The sequence below is a fragment of the Psychrobacter sp. AOP7-C1-14 genome, assembly GCF_052376135.1.
GTDB lineage: Bacteria > Pseudomonadota > Gammaproteobacteria > Pseudomonadales > Moraxellaceae > Psychrobacter.
In genome coordinates this window covers 1-21,004 of the sequence record NZ_JBQSVH010000028.1, presented here as the reverse complement: position 1 = coordinate 21,004, position 21,004 = coordinate 1, and the positions used below count along the sequence as shown (strand labels likewise).

The 21,004-nt window shown below is 40.2% G+C and carries 17 protein-coding genes; 11 read left to right on the top strand and 6 right to left on the bottom strand.

Features of this window, described 5'->3' with window-relative positions; genetic code table 11:
• Positions 1–44: 44 nt before the first annotated feature.
• The 6 genes from ACT3QN_RS13025 to ACT3QN_RS13000 all read left to right on the top strand — a co-directional run bounded on the left by ACT3QN_RS13025 (position 45) and on the right by ACT3QN_RS13000 (position 7,424).
• Complete coding sequence (locus ACT3QN_RS13025) at positions 45–1,001, top strand: helix-turn-helix domain-containing protein (protein WP_444523444.1); 957 nt, start codon at positions 45–47, stop codon at positions 999–1,001.
• Between the two features lie 341 nt (positions 1,002–1,342).
• The gene (locus ACT3QN_RS13020; protein WP_444523445.1) at positions 1,343–2,281 is read left to right on the top strand and encodes an ABC transporter permease; all 939 of its coding nucleotides are present in this window, start codon (positions 1,343–1,345) and stop codon (positions 2,279–2,281) included.
• On the top strand, positions 2,278–3,228 hold the full coding sequence (locus tag ACT3QN_RS13015; RefSeq protein WP_444523446.1) for an iron chelate uptake ABC transporter family permease subunit: 951 nt from the start codon (positions 2,278–2,280) through the stop codon (positions 3,226–3,228). The genes ACT3QN_RS13020 and ACT3QN_RS13015 overlap by 4 nt, the downstream gene beginning before the upstream one ends.
• Positions 3,225–4,001: an iron ABC transporter ATP-binding protein gene (locus tag ACT3QN_RS13010; protein WP_444523447.1), complete on the top strand. Its 777-nt coding sequence runs from the start codon at positions 3,225–3,227 to the stop codon at positions 3,999–4,001. Before ACT3QN_RS13015 ends, ACT3QN_RS13010 begins: the two co-directional genes overlap by 4 nt.
• Positions 3,998–4,975: a siderophore ABC transporter substrate-binding protein gene (locus ACT3QN_RS13005; RefSeq protein WP_444523448.1), complete on the top strand. Its 978-nt coding sequence runs from the start codon at positions 3,998–4,000 to the stop codon at positions 4,973–4,975. Before ACT3QN_RS13010 ends, ACT3QN_RS13005 begins: the two co-directional genes overlap by 4 nt.
• Positions 4,976–5,123: 148 nt before the next feature.
• A complete protein-coding gene (locus ACT3QN_RS13000) occupies positions 5,124–7,424 on the top strand; it encodes a TonB-dependent receptor (protein WP_444523449.1) in 2,301 nt (766 codons plus the stop codon).
• Positions 7,425–8,557: 1,133 nt separating this feature from the next.
• Here the strand turns inward: ACT3QN_RS13000 and ACT3QN_RS12995 are convergent.
• Together ACT3QN_RS12995 and ACT3QN_RS12990 are read right to left on the bottom strand one after the other, a co-directional pair.
• On the bottom strand, positions 8,558–9,430 hold the full coding sequence (locus ACT3QN_RS12995; protein ID WP_444523450.1) for a helix-turn-helix transcriptional regulator: 873 nt from the start codon (positions 9,428–9,430) through the stop codon (positions 8,558–8,560).
• 174 nt (positions 9,431–9,604) lie between these two features.
• Positions 9,605–10,819 carry an MFS transporter gene (locus ACT3QN_RS12990; protein ID WP_444523451.1) on the bottom strand — a complete coding sequence of 405 codons (1,215 nt, stop codon included), beginning with the start codon at positions 10,817–10,819 and terminating at the stop codon, positions 9,605–9,607.
• Between the two features lie 321 nt (positions 10,820–11,140).
• Here ACT3QN_RS12990 and ACT3QN_RS12985 point away from each other — a divergent pair, with 321 nt between their 5' ends.
• The gene (locus tag ACT3QN_RS12985; RefSeq protein WP_444523452.1) at positions 11,141–12,241 is read left to right on the top strand and encodes a class II histone deacetylase; all 1,101 of its coding nucleotides are present in this window, start codon (positions 11,141–11,143) and stop codon (positions 12,239–12,241) included.
• A gap of 147 nt (positions 12,242–12,388) precedes the next feature.
• Here ACT3QN_RS12985 and argE read toward each other — a convergent pair whose 3' ends face one another.
• From argE to ACT3QN_RS12965, 4 genes are all read right to left on the bottom strand, one after another.
• Complete coding sequence (argE, locus tag ACT3QN_RS12980; RefSeq protein ID WP_444523453.1) at positions 12,389–13,534, bottom strand: acetylornithine deacetylase; 1,146 nt, start codon at positions 13,532–13,534, stop codon at positions 12,389–12,391.
• 36 nt (positions 13,535–13,570) lie between these two features.
• Entirely contained in the window at positions 13,571–14,503 is a 933-nt protein-coding gene (locus ACT3QN_RS12975; protein ID WP_444520852.1) for a LysR family transcriptional regulator, read from the bottom strand.
• Positions 14,504–14,586: 83 nt separating this feature from the next.
• Positions 14,587–15,261, bottom strand: a complete 675-nt coding sequence (locus ACT3QN_RS12970) for a DUF1028 domain-containing protein (RefSeq protein WP_444523454.1) — start codon at positions 15,259–15,261, stop codon at positions 14,587–14,589.
• Positions 15,262–15,308: 47 nt separating this feature from the next.
• On the bottom strand, positions 15,309–15,722 hold the full coding sequence (locus ACT3QN_RS12965; protein WP_444520854.1) for a RidA family protein: 414 nt from the start codon (positions 15,720–15,722) through the stop codon (positions 15,309–15,311).
• Positions 15,723–15,977: 255 nt separating this feature from the next.
• Here ACT3QN_RS12965 and ACT3QN_RS12960 point away from each other — a divergent pair, with 255 nt between their 5' ends.
• The 4 genes from ACT3QN_RS12960 to ACT3QN_RS12945 form a co-directional block, all read left to right on the top strand.
• On the top strand, positions 15,978–17,210 hold the full coding sequence (locus tag ACT3QN_RS12960) for a flavin-containing monooxygenase (protein WP_444523455.1): 1,233 nt from the start codon (positions 15,978–15,980) through the stop codon (positions 17,208–17,210).
• A gap of 45 nt (positions 17,211–17,255) precedes the next feature.
• Positions 17,256–18,737: an aldehyde dehydrogenase family protein gene (locus tag ACT3QN_RS12955; RefSeq protein WP_444523456.1), complete on the top strand. Its 1,482-nt coding sequence runs from the start codon at positions 17,256–17,258 to the stop codon at positions 18,735–18,737.
• Between the two features lie 204 nt (positions 18,738–18,941).
• A complete protein-coding gene (locus ACT3QN_RS12950; protein WP_444523457.1) occupies positions 18,942–20,390 on the top strand; it encodes a Na+/H+ antiporter NhaC family protein in 1,449 nt (482 codons plus the stop codon).
• Positions 20,391–20,472: 82 nt separating this feature from the next.
• On the top strand, positions 20,473–21,004 hold a 532-nt coding region (locus ACT3QN_RS12945; RefSeq protein ID WP_444523458.1), incomplete at its 3' end, for a DUF6597 domain-containing transcriptional factor.

Sequence of the window (21,004 nt, the reverse complement as noted above, 5' to 3'; positions counted from 1 at the left end):
TTACTCACTCAAACCACAACCTAAAACATCGTGATTATATTTTTATGGCAGACTTGAACACATTTTATGACCACTATCAGACCAAATATTGGAATTTTGATCGCCCTGATTCTGATTATTTGATTAAACGTCCAATTTACGATGGTAGCTCTGGTTACGGTGACTTGCTGAACTTGCATAACGGTATTGTGCTCGGTCGAAACTGCATCACTGATCAGCAACCTGTGGTTGAACCCGCTGCACCATTTTCTTGTGATGTTGGCATGCATTTGATTGTAGATGCAAACTATACGTTACATGCTAGTAACTTACGTACCGATACATACATTCACTCGCAGCAAATTTGGCGACGATCAGGAGATTTTGGTGATATAAACTCTACTACCGATACTGAGTATTTGCAGAAACTATCCATAAATAGCCATGTGGTATCAATCGATTTTAATCAAGAGCTACTGTCACGTTGGGCAGAAAGCTTCGATTTGCCGGCTTGGTTATTGCCAGCTGACGATCAAGACCCTGAAATGATTCAAGTTCGTTTATCAAACCAGTCAAGGCTACTTGCTCGCGCAGCTTATATTCTCTCACTGCCTTGCTACACTTTAAGCGATCGCCTGATTTTAGAGAGTCAAGCGCTGCTTCTCTGTCAAGATATGTTTGGTATTCAGGACAAATCTGGCCGACTAATAAACCAAAAAAGTCCAATTGATCACGCCGTTGATATTATTCGCCAAGAGTACCAGCATAAGCTAACAATCTCCTTGCTGGCTCAACGAGTGGGTATAAACGAATGCTATCTAAAACAACAGTTCAAACAACAAACGGGCAGAACAATAGGCTGCTTTATTCGTGAATTACGTATGCAGGAAGCAATGCGTTTATTGTTAGATGAATATAAAAGTGTTCAAGAGACGGCATGGTATGTTGGCTATCATGATCCTAGTAATTTCAGCAAAGCATTCGCCAAATTTTATGGCGTCACACCCACACAACTTATCTAGTCAGACTATTTATGTCAAGCTGCTACTATTCTCTAAAACACGCTAAATAAGCCCTGATTAAAGGTGAGTAATTTACGCTAATCTCAAGCTGTGTTTGAGTTTATCTAATTTTTTAACTTTAGAAAATGGTTAGATACTATTCTGAATAAGTTCCCTTATTCACCGTACAATTTCCCAGTTTCACCCTATATTCAACGTATCTATTCAAACAAGCATAGTATGATTGATGCTCATTTATACTTTAATGAGAAAATTCCTATCAAATCATTTTATAGACTTGTGATGGTATTTCGCAGAGTAAAAAGTCATTCGTATTTATATAAGTTAAAAGAGTTTCAATAATGCGCTCACTATTTTTGTTACTCATTTTGCTCTGTGCTGCTTCTCTAATGCTGGGCTCAAAGCAGGTGTCAATTGTAGCGCTCTTTAATTTTTCAAGCGATGCGTGGTTGACCCTAACGGCGAGCCGTATACCACGGCTGATTGCTCTGGTACTGACAGGGGTAGGGTTGTCTGTCAGTGGCGTTATTTTGCAACACATTGTGCGCAATAAGTTCGTCGAACCTGCCACATCAGGTGGTTTGGATGCAGCCAAGCTTGGTATTTTAGTCTCACTAACGCTGCTTCCTAGTGCTAGCACCAGCTATAAAATGCTATTTTCCATGCTCTTTTGTTTTGCAGCGAGCCTGCTCTTCATTTTTATTATAAGCCGCATTACTTTCAAAAACTCCGTACTGATTCCTGTACTTGGGTTGATGTATGGCAGTGTGCTGAGTTCGATAGCTGAGTTTTATGCCTATCAGCATAATATTTTACAAAGTATGCAAGGCTGGTTGTTAGGAGATTTTTCAAGGGTTGTGCAAGGTCAATATGAGCTTATTTATATTATTTTGCCCATCATTGTATTGGCTTATTTTTATGCGCATCGTTTCACGGTAATGGGCATGGGTGAGGAAATGGCGGCCAGTTTAGGATTGCGTTATGCTGCGACAGCCGCATTGGGGCTTATTTTAGTGTCGGTGACCGTCGCGGCATCGGTTATTACTATTGGCGCGATACCTTTTGTTGGCCTTGTTATTCCTAATTTAGTCGCTTTGAAATATGGAGAGAATTTATCACGAACATTACCTGTCGTTGCGCTGAGCGGTGCTTGTTTGCTTCTTATTTGTGATATTTTTGGGCGAGTCATTATTTATCCTTTCGAGGTCCCTATTGGGCTTACTGCTGGTGGGGTGGGCGGTGTGATTTTCCTCATGTTGATTATGAGGGGTGTCAGATGAGTCAAGCGGTAAAAATGTGGACTATGCTTCTACTTATTCTCATTTTAGCAATTATTTTTTTATTGATAGGCTCAGGTTTAGATTTTGATTATTTGATTCCGAAACGCTTCATGCGTCTAGTAACTATTGTACTTGGTAGTGTCTGTTTAGCTGTTTCGTCCATTGTCTTTCAAACCATTGTAGGCAACCGTATTTTGTCGCCTTCAATTATGGGGTATGAGGCTGTTTATCTGCTATGGCAAGCGCTGTTGCTCCTGGTTATGGGTACGAATGGGCTACTGATGTTAGGCGTCAGTGGTAATTTCATCGTATCCATCATGTTGATGCTGGTGTATTCGTGGGCACTGCATCATTTGCTGTTACCTCGATGCAAAAGCGATGTCTTTATGCTGCTGCTATTTGGTCTGGTTTTGACAATGGTCATTGGTACGGTCACACAGTTTATTCAACTTCGTATCAGTCCAGGTGAGTTTTCGGTTTTTCAAGGGTTAAGCTATACCTCTTTTAATAGAGCCAATCCTGAAATGGTTTGGTGTGGCGTACTAGCAGTAGTAACGGCGCTATGGTTGAGTCGTAAGACGTTACCTGTATTAGATGTGATGGCTTTCGGTCGTGAGCAATCGATGTCACTTGGTATCAACCATGCTAAATACGTCAAGTTATATTTGGCTTTGATTGCCATTCTCGTCGCTGTGTCAACTAGCTTGATTGGTCCCACGGCATTTATGGGTGTGTTTATTGCCAATATAGCTTATGCGCTTGCAGGAAGTAGTAAGCATAAAGTCACATTACCTATAGGTTGTGCGGTCTCTATAGCTGTATTTTTAGTGGCTCAAATTTTTGTTGAGCATGTTTTTAACTATCAAACCAGTGTCAGTATTCTTGTCAATCTAGTGTGTGGTATCTATTTTCTGGCATTGACTGTTCGTACTAGAGGGATTATATGATTACCGTTAGTAACCTCCATAAAAGTTATGGCAAAAAATCCGTGCTATCAGATGTCTCTCTAGCGTTTCCAAAAGGGCGTGTCACCTCATTGATAGGTCCTAACGGTGCAGGTAAGTCTACTTTATTGATGATGATGGCTAGGCTATTAGAGCCCAGTAGTGGCTATGTATCACTTGATAGTCGAAAAATCAATGAAATGCGTACTTCTGAATATGCTCATCATGTGGCCACACTGCGGCAATCCCCGGGCTTTAATTTACGATTGACAGTGGAGGAGCTGATCTCTTTTGGACGTTTTCCGTATAGTCGTGGTTCTTTGACGATAGAGGATCGACGAGTCATTGATGAGGCGATTAATTTTTTAGCGTTAGAGTCTTTACGTCATGCTTATTTAGATGAATTGAGTGGCGGTCAGCGTCAAATGGCTTTTTTGGCGATGACTATTGCGCAACAAACGGACGTGTTGTTATTAGATGAGCCTTTGAACAATCTAGATATGAAACATGCTGTGCAGATCATGCAAGCCTTACGTCGTTTAAGTGATGAACAGGAACGCACGGTAATTTTGGTGATTCACGATATCAATTTTGCGGTCAATTATTCAGATCATATCGTAGCTCTAAAAAATGGTGCGCTTAGCTTCAGCGGAGTCTCTGCACAGGTTGTGACAGAAACCAATTTAAGTGAGCTATACGATCTTGATTTTGAAATTATTCGTAATGAGCGTGGTTGCTTGTGCAACTTCTTCAATTTATCAGGGGTAAGAGTATGAGTTTGAAAAAAAGCTTTTGGGTCTGTGTACTGGCTATTTCGGTAGCTATTCCACTGCAAGGATGCGAAAAATCATCTACGCAATCTGTGCAGACGGTACAAGCACTAGAAACACCTATTATCGTCGAGCATGAGATGGGTACGACTATTATTACTAATCGCCCGCAACGTGTCGCTGTACTGGATATGAACGAAGCGGATTTTTTAGATCAGCTTGATGTGCCAATTGCAGGCATGGTGAAAGATTATGTACCTCACTTTCTTGCTCAGTATAAAGATGATGCTAGCGTAGAAGATTTAGGCGCTATTGTGCAACCGAATATGGAACATATCCATGCACTGCACCCTGATCTTATTTTGATGACGCCACTTCATGCCGCTCATTATCAAGAGCTGTCAGAGATTGCACCAACCCTACATTTTGATGTGAATTTTAAGAACAGCCATCAGCAACATATAGCCAATGTCAAAAATCACCTGTTAACACTGGGTCGTATTTTTGATAAGGAAGCGCTGGCGGAAGATGAGGCCATGCAATTAGATACAAGAGTCAAAGAGATTCAGGACTTCACAAAAAACCGTCCAGAAAAAGCATTGGTTGTTTTACATAACAACGGCGCTTTTAGCAATTTTGGTGTGCAGTCACGCTATGGTTTTATCTTTAATGATTTGGGTGTTAAGCCTGCTAGTACCGTGGTAGAAACTAGCCTACATGGGCAGCCTATTTCTAGCGAGTTCATACAGCAGGCAGATCCAGATATTATTTATATTGTGGACCGTACCGCTGTTATGGAGCGCCGCTCTGTTATAAGCCCTGATGACATTAGCAATCCTTTATTACGTCAAACAAAAGCATGGAAAAATGGTCATGTCGTTTTTGTTGATGCAGATGCGTGGTATATAGCAGCAGCTAGTCCAACCTCATTAAACATCATCATGGACGATGTCCTCAAAGGTTATCCGTCAATTTCATAGATGTATTCTAAAACGAAAGAGGTTTTGAACGTAAAGCCAGTAAATAATTAAATGAAAAATAAGAGATTTTTTTTATCCAAAATTATTAATGATTATCATTTGTGTTTTTATTCGTATTTGTATCTTACTAAAATAAGAGGATGTTTTTATGTATCAACTTCAGCAGCTAAATCACAAAAGTAGTGTTAAACAATGGACGACACAGACTAAACCGTCTTTCGCTCTTAATCATATTATATCGGCAAAGCTTGCGATGTCATTAGGTATAGCTGCTGGGACAGTATTTATCTGCGTGCCATCATCCTATGCACAGGAAGGTAGCAACCTGACCAGCAGCCAGCAAGTGAATGAACTAGAGATCGAACAGCAAAGTAGAGATTCAGGAAGAAACCAAGAAATACCAACTGCCACACTACCAGCGATAACAGTAGTGGCTGAAGGCAACGATAGTCAAACCTATTCTGGAGGGCAAGTAACCTATACCAACCATGCTGGGTTTTTGGGAAACAAAGACTTTTTAGAGACGCCATTTAGTGCCATTAGTTATACTGAGAAGTTTATTGAGGATCAGCAAGCCGCAGATATCAGTGAGATTATTACAGCAACAGACCCATCTGTTTATACCAGTGGTGCAGGTGGGCAAAACCTTGAAAGCTATTCTATCCGTGGTTTTGCTTCGAATAGTAACGATGTGACAGTGAATGGATTGACTGGTATGGCACCTTATTACCGTAGTTCACCTGAGATGTTTGAGCGTGTTGAGGTGTTGAAAGGTCCATCAGCGATGCTTAATGGCATGTCACCTAACGGCTCCGTAGGAGGCTCTGTGAATCTAGTGACTAAGCGAGCAGGTGATGAACCACTCACTCGATTGACAACTAAGTACATATCAGACTCACAGCTTAGTGGGAGCCTGGATATCGGTCGCCGATTCGGTGAAAATAAGCAGTTTGGTGTTCGAGTAAACGGTGCTTATAGAGATGGTGAAAGTGCGGTTAATGACCAGGATAAAGAAGCTAAAGTAGGCTCTCTTGCATTAGACTGGAAAGGCGAACGTACGCGAATTTCAGCTGACCTTTATGCTACGACAGAACATGTCGATGGGCCGACTCGAGGTATCACGGTAGCATCAGGAGTTGATATTCCTAGTGCACCAGATCCAGATACGTTATTGAACCCAAGCTGGGCTTTTTATGATACTAAAACAAAAGGCGCAATCACACGCGGTGAGTTCGATGTGACTGATCAAACGACTGTCTATGCCGCCTTAGGTGCTAATAAAATGGAGTATAAAGGACTCAGTGCAGCAAAAGCGCAGGTATATAATTCTGACGGAGATATAAATACGACGATTGGATACGTTGCTGATGATAATGAAAGAGTCTCTATGGAAGTAGGGCTGAACAGCAATTTTTCGACAGGAGCTATTGAGCATCAGCTTGCGGCGAATGTTACCCGTTACAATGAAGAGTACAATTTAAATGCTAAGTACTTTGACGCCACTTATACATATGACACTAATATTTATAATCCAGTATGGGAAACTCCTAGCCTAAATTTTGACGCACCGCTGTTATTGACGACTGACACAAGTTTAACTAGCTACGGAATTGCAGATACCTTATCGTTTGATCAGGATAAATACCAACTCACCTTAGGTGCTCGGTATCAGCAGCTAGCAACAGAACAAACGGGAGGTGCCTTATCCTCAGGTACTAAGTATGATGAAAGCGCTATAACGCCGTCAGTGGCGTTTCTTATAAAGATGACGGATCAGACTTCTTTGTATGCGAACTATATAGAAGGGCTAAGTAAAGGCGCTACAGCACCAACAAGTGCAGAAAACTCGGGTGAAATATTTGCTCCTTATAAAACCAAACAAAAAGAAATAGGGATAAAAATGGATCTTGGCGAGTTTGCTCATACCCTTAGTCTCTACGAAATTGAAAAACCCAATAGTTATACCGACACAGATACTAATGTTTTCTCTTATGCTGGTGAACAGCGTAATCGAGGTGTAGAGTGGGGGTTCTTTGGGTCGCCTGCTGAAAGCGTACGCTTGATGGGTGGTATTACCTATATTGATGCGAAGTTAACTAAAACAAATGATGGTGTTAATGAAGGCAATCAAGCCGCAGGTGTTCCAAAGTGGTACTCGAAAATTGGGGCAGAGTGGGATTTGCCTTTTATAGAAAATTTAACGCTAACAGCGAATGCAAATGCTGTGTCTAAACAATACCTTGAAAATGATAATATACAGTCGTTACCAGGTCACACCACATACGATCTTGGCGCACGTTATATCACTTCTGTTAATCAAACACCTCTCACCATTCGAGCACGCGTCGATAACGTGATGAATAAAGCCTATTGGACAACGGCACATTATAATGATCTTGCTTTAGGTGAGCCGCGCACATTTATGCTTTCAGCAACGATGGATTTTTGATTTTGGATGAGAGTATATTTTATATAGTCAGTCCTAAATAAAAGAGGTACAACTACGCGATATGGGTTACATTCTTCTTGCTTGCTGTGCCTACGCAGACAGAGGCGGCACAAAATGTACCTCGTATCGCTGTATTTATTTTATAGTGGATCGACTATAGTGTTGGGAGGGTTTTTTATGTCTAAAATCATACTAACTATTTAATAAGATTGATTATTTGCGATTTCAACTTCTACAAAACTAAAACGTTTGATAGCTGGATTGTCATTAGGTAATAGGAATGATAGTCACTAAATATTCTTCTTCAATATGTTTTGTAGATGGTTTAATTCTATTCCAGTTTTTCAGCTAAAGTAGTCATCATACTTCAATAGTATCAGTACATTTGTATGAAATTTAAGCAAATTCAAACCCTTACAGGCATTAGCTTGTAAGGGTTTGAATTTGGTGGCCCCAATAGAACTTGAACCTGCGGCCAAGGGGTGATGAGTCCTTGTTCTTACAATAACAATACACAATATATAGCTGTAACTTCCGGATATAGGTCAATAGTAATAAGGGTTCAGAGTGTAATATAAATATACCTATCAACAAGTAGATATATTTATCAATAAATTCAGAGTACCAAAAACAGTAGTATTAGCAGTTCTTTGAAAGATAATAGTCGACAGATAAAACTCTTCAATGATTAGCAATAAAGAATATATTTGTCGTTCAGTGTATGAAGAAAGTTAGTAGCTAGGTGGTTCTGTTTTTATATGTGGCTTAGCTTAGCTAAGCTTAAAGAGTATGACGTTTATAACACTATGATTAGTTGTTAAGTAGATACATGCAACTTGCTGATTTCGTGTGCCATTTTTTAACAGTATCTGCTTTAAATTGCATGCTGTAGCTCGCATTTTCTTAGTGATAACAAACTTATTCTTGGGTCGTCAGTTGACTAAATTCAGTTATACAATTTTTTCAGCATAATTTACAGGTCGAAGCGGAGAGTATGAAGTATATTCTGATTAAAGAGGGATACGTTATTTTAGTCGAAAGTTTTTACCAAGTGTTCTAAGTTATTGGACTTATACAGAGAAGTGATAGATGAAAGCTGTAGTGTATACAATGATGCTTTTAAGTTTTGTGAATTAGCAGGGAGCACTGCTCGTTATGTCACAAGTCTTAGATAAAAATATTTGGAGAGGGTCCTTATTAGGGTATATTTCTATATAAGGAATAGACTCAAGCACCAGTGAAAACAGTTCAGCTTGAGAGGAAATTTTTAGCTTGGCATAAGCATTTTTACGATGCATCTTGACCGTATCGAAAGAGATATCTAACTGTTTCGAGATGGTTTTTGAAGAGTGACCAAGCAATATATATTGAATCATATCTTGCTCACGCAATGTCAAAATAGATGTACCAAAATTCTTAATACCAGCTTGGAGTTGATTATGAAGTTTGACTTGTCTTTTGCTAGCTACTATTTGATGCTTGATGAAGTGCTTATTCAACGCGTTCAGGACAATAGAGGATAGGGAACGCAAAGACATTAATTCTTGGGTACTAAAACCACGATCGTCTTGTACCCTTGCGACCGAAAGACTAATTCTTAAGTCTTTATGGATATGAGCTATAAAGCAGACTTCATCTTTGCATTGCGTCATTGAGTAGTATAATTGGTAATACTCAGAAGTCAGAAACCCTTCAGGAACTAAGTCTAGCAGGTGATACGCCCCTTGAGGGGAGTCATCAAAGCACTTGATATAAAATGGATCAAGTAAATAAGCACCTGAAATCCAGTCACTAGTATTTATTTTACGAATAGACTCAGGGTAATTATCAAACAAACATTGAGGTTGTTGGTTTCTAGGTACAGAAAAAACGATAACAGATGCATCTGGTATGAAAAATTTGATAGTATCAGAAAGCGTATGTAAAAAGTTATTTATGCCTATCGCCTCGATAAGATTCCCTACTTTATCATTCCATAATGTCATTCTTTCTATATCATGCTTCATTAAGAGTTGTCCTTTCCTATATCAAAACAAGCATCCTAAAGGGCATGCGGACTCAACAAGCTTATATAACTATAATACCAAAACTACTCTATCAGTATATGTGCACCTAACCATAATTTTTGAAATAAGGTTAGGTATAACATGACCTAGTATCTCTACGAGGATACCCTTGCACTACGACTCCTTAAGTTTTAGCTGAGCTTGTCCAGACTTGCGACTTGTAGCCTTTGTCCGATTTTTGAGATATATGCTCAGACCAGCGAAAACAAGTGTCGCTAGAATAGCAATGACAACACTTATCGTGAATAAGTTTAGACCTCCGCCTTCCATAGCATAGCCAGCAATAGCTGGTGCCACTGCTGTTCCACCCATAACTGCGGAGCCTGCTACAGCAGCTACTATTCCCTTTGAATCTGCAGCAGCAGCTATTCCCATAATACAGCTATAGGTAAAAAAATGAGCAGTAGACCAGATGATAACCATTAACGAATATACAAACACACTTTGGGTCTGACTTACCACAAGAGAGATGATGCCAGTGACTACGACGCCTAATAGTAAAAGCTTATCTTGGCCATATCTACGCATCATCCATATCAATAATAAAGGTCCGAGCAATGAGGTTGCGCCATGAATGCTAAATAATAGTCCGACGCTTTCAGGCTCAATACTTAAACGGTTGGTCGCTATATTTTCAGCGAACACCCATAGCATCGTATCTCTAATAAAATAGCAAAACATCATTAATATAATAAAGACTGATAAAGGTTTGAATAGCACCTTATATTGAGACCTGTCATTTTCATTGGAACCAGAATTTATCTTTGTAGATGGTATTGAGAGCAGTGCCGGTATCAATAGACAGTGAAGGGTAATTAAACCTATAAGCGCGCCTGGAAGAGACCATTGGATAATGAGACGTGGAAACACATTGAGTAGTACAATCATTAACAAAGTACCCAAAAGAACCACTCTATTAAATATCTCAGCCGACCGTGATCCTAATGCAGCTACTGATGAATTGCCAGCTGCCAGTGCAAAACCATATCCTAAACCTGACATCGCAAGGTAACCATAAGAGGTGGTCAAGCTACCAGATGATATGAAAAGTAGATTACCTATAATAGCCAATGCGGTACCAAGCAAGGCGAAATATTTTTTGGGAAAACGATGGATGATAGGGGCGATTAATAAAGAGCCGAGACACATAGCTCCAAGCTGTACGCTGACTAACATACCAGCTTCGGCCTCAGATATAGAAAAGTAATTGATTATGGCAGTGAATAGAAAAGGTAATATTAGTAAGGGCGCAAAGCCGACACCATATATAGCAGCAAATGGGCCTATCACTTCTCGATTGAGATAAAGCTGGCGAGATCCTTTGAACATAGAGCACCTTCCTTGAGTTGGTACGGTTGACTATCTGTTACATCCTATTTAGATACTATACTGTGGTTTTACAGGTAGGTATTACCCATAAGGGTGCATTTAGTCCATACAGTGATACAACGCAGTTGCTATATATCCACTCGTAGCTTGTCAAAAGCTTTTTAATGATGATTTAAAAAAAGATTATAAAAAATAGCTTTCAAAAATTTTTATGAAAATACACACTTAAGGGTAATACCTTATAGTTATTGCCATGTGTAATCATGTTTGAACAGAAAATTTGTTTTGTGTTTAAATATTTTTATTTAAAAGGAATGAGTGATGACGACAGGTATAGTTTTTGACGAAACGTATTTTTGGTATGATAGCTTAAATCAAGCATTCCCTCCTTTTCAGATTGAGCCGGGTGGAAATCCTGACAGACCTGACATCAAACGCCGTTTTTATAACCTGCTTAATTATTCTGGTATGTTCAAAAAACTCACTCACTTAGAACCTCGTATCGCCACAGAGAGCGAAATTCTTCGCGTACATGGCACAGCATATTACCATTCACTGGTTGAGCAAAATTTATTGCCTGCTGGCCAAGGTGGTCCAGGTGCTGTATTTGCACAGGGCGGTATCGATATCGCTAAACTATCTGCTGGAGGCGCACTAGTCGCTGTAGAAAAAGTGTGCTCAGGAGAGGTTGATAACGCCTATGCGCTAATAAGACCACCTGGTCATCATGCCGAAACCAATAGCGGTGCAGGGTTTTGTATTTTCAATAATGTAGCGTTAGCCGCTAAGCATGCGTTAGAAGTTGGTGGATTTCAACGTATTGCCATTGTCGATTGGGATGTTCATCATGGTAACGGCGCCCAAGAGATATTTTGGAATGACCCTGCTGTTCTTACGATATCCATTCATCAGCATTATAGTTTTCTTGAAGTAGATACAGGCACAGCTTTATATAATGGGGCAGGCGAGGGGGAAGGTTACAATATTAATATCCCATTACCTCCAGGTTCTGGTGATGCTGCTTATGAATCTGCTTTTGAAAGAGCCATTATTCCTGCTCTTGGAGCATTTCAGCCAGATATGATTATTGTGGCTAGCGGCTTAGATGCTGGTTGTTATGACCCTCTCGGACGTATGGCACTGACCCCTCAAGGTTTTAGATCTATGGCCAAATCTATCAGAGAGGCCGCTGAACGACTATGCGGTGGGCGATTAGTGATGTGTCAAGAAGGAGGATATGATTTGGCGTCGACACCTTACATGGGGCTTGGCGTTATTGAAGGTTTGAGTGGTATAAAACTTGATTTAGAAAACCCTTTTCAAGTTTTTGGCGACTCTCTTGGCTACACTAAAGAAGTATTACCTCATCAAGCAGCTGTTATTGAAGTCGCTGAAAAGCAGGTCAAAAATATAAGTATCTAGTATAGAACTAACGGTCTTAGCCAAATAAAAGTACGAGACAGTGGTTATATGATTCTCACAATTTAAGTAAAGTTCTGAGAATCGTATAACCACTATTTAATCTATCTGAACAGCAACACCTGCCATTTTTACTGGCAGGGTTTTACGCTATTTCAATTGCTCTAATAAGTTCTCTAAAAACAAGTCACACTTGTTCATTTCAGAGATTTCTACATACTCATTGGGTTTATGACCTTGTTCCATTGAACCTGGACCACAGACAAAAATAGGGCTGTCAAAGGTTTGAGAAAACAAACCACCTTCTGTACCAAAAGATATTTTCCCAACGGTGGTATCATCTGACAGTAATGACTTTAAGAACTTTAATTCAGGATGTTCATGACTGGTACTCAATCCTGGATAAGCATTCATAAATTGGATATTGGCATACTGACTGTCAGCCTGTTTTTGTAAGTTTGTATTGATGATATCGTTAATCGTGTCAAGACTGTCTTCTGCTATGTGGCGTATCTCATAATCTATGGTACAGCTGTCTGAAACCACATTTAACGCTGTGCCACCTTGGATTTTGCCAACATGAATAGTGGTGTAAGGAATATCATACTCTTCATCACGTTTTCCGCTACGAGCCAATTCATTCTGACTGTCTACCAAAGATGTTACTACTTGTGTGGCAACATGAATCGCATTGCGGTAATTGGGTGCCATAGAAGAATGACCATTCTCTCCACTACAGTGCGCTTGATACACGGCTTTGCCTTTATGCCCTAATGCTATTTGCATAGAAGTCGGTTCACCGATTACGCAAAACCTTGGTGTCTTCATTAAATCCGGTAACTTAGGTAAGATATTTCTAACGCCCAAGCAGCCAATCTCCTCATCAAAAGATAGACATACATGCAGTGGGATAGACAGTTTCTGCTGACTGGCTTGGCACATTATTTTAATAATACAGGCGATAAAGCCTTTCATATCTGTCGAACCGCGCCCGTAAATTTTATCATCACGTTCATCCGCGATGAAAGGATCACTGTTCCAGTGATCTTTATTAGCAGGAACCACATCGGTATGTCCTGATAGTAAGACACCATGTTCTTCTATCGGACCAGTAGAGGCGAATAAATTGGCTTTGTTGCCTTCTTCATTGTAATCGACAACCACAACAATTCCGTGGCTTTCGAATAGATTTTTAACAGCTTCAATTAAAGATAAATTGCTTTTATAAGACGTGGTGTCAAAACCAATCAATGTTTTTAATATATCTATACTACTTTCTATATTTATTAGTGACATAAATCATCTCTTAAATTCGAATGTGGTTGATTGTTATTATAAGGTGTTCATTCCAGGGACATTGCCATCAGCAAAGCAGCGCTGACAGTGCTGGATAAACGATTTAACCAATAAAGTGTTATGTGCATTGATTGGCGTCATAACACCCACTTTCATGGGTCTCAAATTTCCCTTGATTGGTATTCGTACTAGCTCTTTACCATCCATAGCAGTATTTACTTTAGGTCTAGTATTGAGAATGCTGTATCCCAACTCATTGGCGACCATTGTTTTAACAATTTCAACATAATGACTTTGGGTATGAATATTTGGGGTTAGACCCTGCTGTTCAAAAAGTGATAAAAAATACTCATAACTGTAAGGGATATCTAATAAAACCATAGGCAGTTTAGACAGGGTTTTTAGAGTTACGGACTTCTCTGATGCTAAAGGATGGTTCGCAGACACCAAAGCATAAGGTGGCAAGCTCGCTAGTGGCTGAAAATTCACCTGTTTCTCATCAATTTCTAAATCGAAGGTTAGTGCTAAGTCCAACTTATTAGAGAGTACAGCCATCATCAGCATACGAGGTGTATCTAGGCTTAAATCAATCTCAACTTGTTCAAAGGTTTGTGAATAATGTTGTATGACTTCAGAATATAAAGTTGGGGCTGCTCCAACATAACAACCTAGCTTGAGCTTGCCTTTTACCTCACTAGAAATCTCAGCAGCCCAATCATACAAATCTGACGCTTCATCTAAAATTCTTTGGCATTTTTTTTTGAGTATTTCGCCTACTGGCGTTAGCTGTAAACCTTTCGCATGTTGGCGAATAAACAACTGCACATCTAACTCTTGCTCAATATGAGTAATAGCGGCCGAAATCGATGGCGACGAGATATACAATTCTTCTGAAGCGGCTAAAATGCTGCAATGTTTGGCAGCACCAACGAAATATTCCATCTGACGTAAAGAGATTCGGCGGTTCATGTATATACTCATATATTTAATAAAAGGGTACTTTCACTGTACCGCAATTATTAAATATAATGTGTCGTATTACACTATTTTATTCATAAATCGCCAGGGACGCCGTAACTTGGTGCAGTCGTTGGATCAACCGCTCTTGTTATGTAGTCATTCATTTGTGGCGCGTAAACCTCCCAAGCAGTCGATAGGTCGTCAATCGGGTTCTCTGACCAGTCTATCCGCAAGTCGACGATAGGCCACTGTATGTCTTTCGCCATGACCATCAATCCAACCGAATGGACCGGTCCAGCTTCGCCGCCAGCAGCCAAACCAGATTTCATAGCGACCAATAGTCGCTCTGCTAGAGGTCCATCAGCTTGTTCAAACGCTTCAACAATCGCTTGTGGTACCGAGGTATTGTCGAGTAAATTTCCCGCACTAACAACATCTTCACCAATAAAATGCCCATGAACGCCTAACGTATGTTCTCCACTAAATACCGCGCCTTTGTCTTCATTATTTAAGGCAACCAATTGGCGATACTGTATAAATTCTTCATTTTCAACCAAACGCTGAATCGCATTCTCTGATGTATTATCTTGCTGTAACATATCAAGAATTTTTTTACCTAGCATAGGGTCCGTAATGTTCTGACTCATTACCATGCCAACCCCAGCGCGACCATGCAAACATCGTGATGCAACTGCAGGTGAAGAAGATGATACGGCACCTCCAATTTGTCCTGTTTTTTTACAGCGAGCGATAATAGAAAAAGTCATGTTAATCTCCAAATGCAATAATGTTTACCTGATGGTTTAAGTTTACGTTAGTCAGGAATGACAGCGGTGGCATCTACTTCTACTAACCATTCAGGTCTTGCTAACGCAGTGACTACGATACCTGTAGAGACAGGGTATACGCCTTTTAGCCATTTGCCAACCACACGATAAACCTCTTCACGATAGCGCGGGTCAATGATATAAATCGTGATTTTGCAGATATCTTCTAATTCACCACCTGCTTCTTTTAATAGCATATCAATGTTGTACATCGCTCTTTCTGTTTGTCCTGCTGCATCAGCCAGACAAACGCTTTCTGTGGTTTCAAGATTCTGACCAATTTGACCACGAAGAAAAACAGTACGTCCTCTCGCCACAACTGCCTGACATAGATCATTATCTATATTTTGTTCGGGATAAGTTTTTTTGGTGTTGAAGCAGCGAATCCTTTCATGTTTCATGTTCTGTACCCTTTAATTCAATGAATGAAGAAAATTTAGTATAGGTAAACTCTGAAACCTTATCTATTTTGATTTTTTGCACTGCTGATTCAGAAATAGTAAACCAAAAAAGGTTTCTATTTTTTTGATTAGCATCACCCAATTATTCCCTTTTATTGATTCTGTTTTCCTGAAGCAATAGTTATTAAAAGAGTTATTTAAATTGTTGTTGTTTCACATAGGATGTAGTTAGACATAAATCTACTGGAGAAAATAATGCAGACGACGGATACGTTAGTAATTGGGGGTGGACAAGCTGGTATTGCAATGAGTGAGCACCTATCAAAAGAAGGTATTGAGCACATTGTCTTAGAAAAAAATCGTATTGCAGAAGCATGGCGTACTCGCCGTTGGGACTCTTTAGTTGCTAACGGACCTTGTTGGCATGATCGCTTTCCTAGCATGCTGTTTGAGGATGACCAAGAAGGGTTTATTCATCACGATAAGGTTGCTGATTACTTCCAAAAATACGCTGAACACATCAACGCACCCGTTCAAACAGGTGTTGCGGTGACTAAAGTTTCGCCTTTACAGGGTAGACAAGGTTATCACGTCACTACCTCAGAGGGTGAACTAGAAGCCAAGCGTATCGTGGTAGCAACAGGGGCGTTCCAAGTACCTTCTATCCCACCGATTATCCCTTCCACTGCTAACGTGCAACAAATCCACTCAGATAGTTATAAAAACCCTGAACAGCTACCAGAGGGTGCTGTATTGGTGATTGGTAGTGGCTCATCAGGCGTGCAGATTGCAAAAGAACTAAATGCTGCTGGAAAAAAAGTCTATTTGTCTGTAGGTGCACATGAACGCCCACCACGACGCTACAGAGGTCGTGACAATGTTTGGTGGTTAGGTGTGTTAGGCGGTTGGGACAGAGAAAAACCAAATGATGGGCCATTAAAAGGCTTTGCTGTCAGTGGTATGAACGGTGGAGAAACCGTTGATTTCCGTAAATTAGCTCATGACGGTATTCATTTATTAGGTTTAACAAAGTCATTTTCTAATGGCATCTTAACATTCAACGATGATCTATTCGACAACGTTAATGAAGCAGAACAGAACTACTTGGCGCTTTTGGATGTGGCAGATAAATATGTTGAGGACAATGGTCTAGACTTACCTGAAGATCCAGAAGCTCGTGAGTTCTTAGAGCTACCTGAATCTATCAATAATCCAACTTTATCAATAGACTTTAGTGAAAATAACATCACTAGCGTTATCTGGGCCACTGGTTTTAAGTATGACTACAGCTGGTTAGAAGTTGATGTACTGGACGATGTCGGTCGCCCACTGCATAACCGCGGTGTTACTTCAGCAACTGGTATTTATTTCGTGGGTCTACCTTTCTTGTCAGGGCAGGGGTCGTCCTTTATTTGGGGGGTTTGGCATGATGCTGGACGTATCGCTGAACATATCGCTATCAAGAAAAAGTATCACGAGTATAGTTAAGGACGCTAAATACGCTAACAAACCAAATCTCTATAGGAATAATTGATGAATACATATAACGAACTCTATATTGACGGCAAATGGGTGACACCATCAACTGGAGCCACTATCACTAATATCGACCCTAGTAATGAAAGTGTGATTACTGACATTGCTAACGCGTCTGTCGAAGATGCAGAAGCAGCTATTAAAGCAGCTAGAGAAGCATTCGATAACGGTAGTTGGTCTGGACTCACAGGTACACAACGTGCTGAGTATCTGCGCGCTATTGCAAAAGAGATCAGAGATAATTTGGATTTCTTGGCTCAGTTAGAAGTACAAGACAACGGCAAGCCTTTTACAGAAGCTCAGTTGGATATGAACGGTGTAATCGATTGTTTTGAGTTTTACGCTAATCTGGCAGAAGACTTTGATAATAACCAAGAGTCTGAAGTAGAGATTCATAGTGAGGGTTATAGCTGCCTAGTTCGTAAAGAGCCGTTAGGTGTCATCAGTGCCATAATTCCATGGAATTTTCCTCTAGACATGGCTGCTTGGAAAGTCGCTCCTGCTTTAGCCGCAGGTTGTACGATGGTATTAAAGCCCGCAGAAGTCACCTCAATGACTGCCATAGAGCTTGGCCGTATCTGTCAAAAGGTTGGGTTACCTAATGGCGTATTAAACATCGTCACTGGTCATGGCTCAAAAATAGGGCCGATCTTATGCGAGCATCCTGCTGTAGACAAAGTCGCCTTTACTGGTAGTGGCCCAGTCGGCAAGCAGATCATGCGATCGGCTGCAAACACGGTGAAGAAAATTAGCCTTGAGCTTGGTGGTAAATCTCCACTGATTATTTTTGATGATGTCGATATTGAAACAGCAGTTGAATGGATCATGTTTGGTATTTTTTGGAACCAAGGCCAAGTCTGTTCTGCAACCTCAAGAGTATTAGTTCAAGACGGTATCTATGATGAATTGACAGCGCGCTTAGTACAAGAAGCTGAAAAAATCGTTATTGGTAATGGTATGGATAAAGGGGTTCAGTTGGGGCCCGTCGTCAATAAAAAACAGTATGACGCTATTATGACGACGCTTGAAAAAGGTAAGTCTGATGGTGTCAATGTCTTAACTGGCGGCAAGCGAGCCAGTGGATTTGATAAAGGTTATTTTATTGAGCCGACCGTTTTTGGAGATGTTCCTGAAGATCATCCTATCTGGACAGATGAGATTTTTGGGCCTGTTGTTGCCCTTAGACGTTTTACAGATGAAGCAGAAGCAGTTGCGAGTGCTAATAATTCGGAGTTGGGTTTGGCTGCTGGCGTTATCTCCAAAGACATTGATAGAGCCAACCGTGTCGCTCGAAACCTGCAAGCAGGTATTATCTGGGTCAATTGTTCACAGCCGCTATTTCTACAAGCGCCTTGGGGTGGTTACAAGCAAAGTGGCATAGGACGAGAGTTGGGTACTTGGGGGCTTGATAATTATTTAGAAACCAAACAAATTACAACATATCACAGCGAAACACCTTTGGGCTGGTACTTGACATAAAGGTTAGTTGTTACTTTTTCTTTGGTAAAGAAGTCATATTCAGAAAAATTTAAGTTGGTTGGTGGCATGGATGTTATCAATCAATAAAAGTTGCTAATAATTTATTCGCTCTTATTCATAACATAGAGCGAATAAATTACTTCTAAATGTTAATACTACTTGTCTTATATTTCACATTGGCTATTAATCATATTAAGGGATTTTATGAATATGACTCTAAACCCACCCACGCCAAATTTTCTATTAAAGCGGGCTCTGCCCACACTCGTTATTATAGTGGCGATCTATCTTTTATCACTATTACTTGGTATTCATATCAATGCCGTCGCCCTAACCATTATATTAATGGTCACGTTTTGTCTAATCAAAATGCCGGTTCCTATTGCCCTTATTATGGCTGCTTTATTAGGTGGTCTACAATCGGGGCTTTCTTTTGGAGATTCATTAGCCGCTTTTAATGAAAATTTGCTTTCGGGTGCTCAAATTGGTATTACCTATATTATGATTGGTGCCTTTGCAGTGGCATTGGCTCGTAGTGGATTATTAGAGCTATTCGCAGCTAAAATCACCAAAAAAATGGACAGCAAAACATCCACCGCGCATAAACGTATTAAGTGGACGCTGTTTATTATATTTGCAGTCGCCGCATTGATGTCACAAAACTTGGTTCCCGTACATATCGCTTTTATTCCTATTCTTATCCCACCACTGATTCATATTATGAATGAGTTGAAAATTGACCGCCGTGCCGTTGCGTGTATCTTAGCCTCTTGTATCAGTGTCGCCTACTTACTCATACCGTATGGTTTTGGGGATGTGTATCTCAAACAAATATTATTGGCAAGCGCTAATGACGTTGGTGCAAGCTTAGGTTTTGTTGCGACAGCTAGCATGGCACCCAAAGCGATGTTCTTTCCAGTGATGGGGATTATTGCCGGTATGTTGTTCGCAGTATTTATCACATATCGTAAATCCCGTGAGTATAAAGACCTTCCAGTATTAACCTCTACAGTTAAATCAGAAAAACCCATCAATAAATTTCAGATTGCTATTACACTGATCTCGATTGGTGTCGCTTTAACCTTACAAATTATGTATGACTCATTATTAGTAGGGGCGTTAATCGGTTTTGTTATCCTATCGTTTTCTCGTATTTTCCGTTGGAATGAGCAAGATGGTGTCTTTACTCAAGGTGTTGCGTTGATGGCAGAAATCAGTGTTGTCATTACACTTGCGACTGGTTTTGCAGGTGTGATTACTGCAACTGGTGAAGTAAACTCATTGATTGAACTTTTCATGAATTATATTGGTGACAACAGAGTGATGGGTGCTACTGTCATGATATTGATGGGTCTCTTCATCACCATCGGCTTTGGGGATTCATTTGCCTCTGTCGCCATTCTTGCGCCTATCTATTTGCCTTTAGCCTTATTACTCGGTTTTTCACCATTAGCCAGTTTGGCAATATTGGGGGCATCAGCAGCGTTAGGCGATGCAGGCTCGCCAGCATCTAGTATCACACTAGGGACCACAGCAGGTTTGAATGCGGACGGACAGCATGATCATATGATAGACAGTGTCATTCCTACCTTTACGCATATTAATATAGGAATGGTGCTATTCACTTGGGTTGCTGTAGTGTATATACTTTAATGACTCATAGAATGGTGACCAACATCGTTTTTGGTCGCCATTCCTAGCCTTTGATACCTATTACTATTTGTCAGGGAGGCTCATGAACACTCAATTAATCAGTCCAATTCAGCCATATTTTATATTAGATGCGCAAAACAGCTACCAAAAAAAAGAGATCAATCGTGATGGTATTGCCCACTTTTATTGCTTTACCTTAGATAAAGAAGGGGAGGCAGTCAGTGTGGTGCCCGATGCCAGTATTGATGTTATTTTTAAATTGCATAAAGACAAACCTGAAGCATGGGCTTGCGGCAGTTGGCGAAAGCTTGGAAAAACGGTATTCGAGCATGGTTGCTCATACTTTGGCATACGCTATCAAATTGGTATAGTGCCGAGTTTTTTGTCCATCAAACCAGGAGACATTATTGATCAAAGCATTCCTTTACAGGATATTTCTATACTAGGCGCTTCTTTGGTCGATAGACTTTCTAACTGTCGAAGTTTTGAACAACAAATCTGTGTATTCCAACAAGCTTGTAGTCAAAAGACGGATTTATTGCAGTCTTCTAAGCTATATCATGTACTGATTAACCTGATGTTAAAACATCACGGTAATATCAGCATCACCGAGT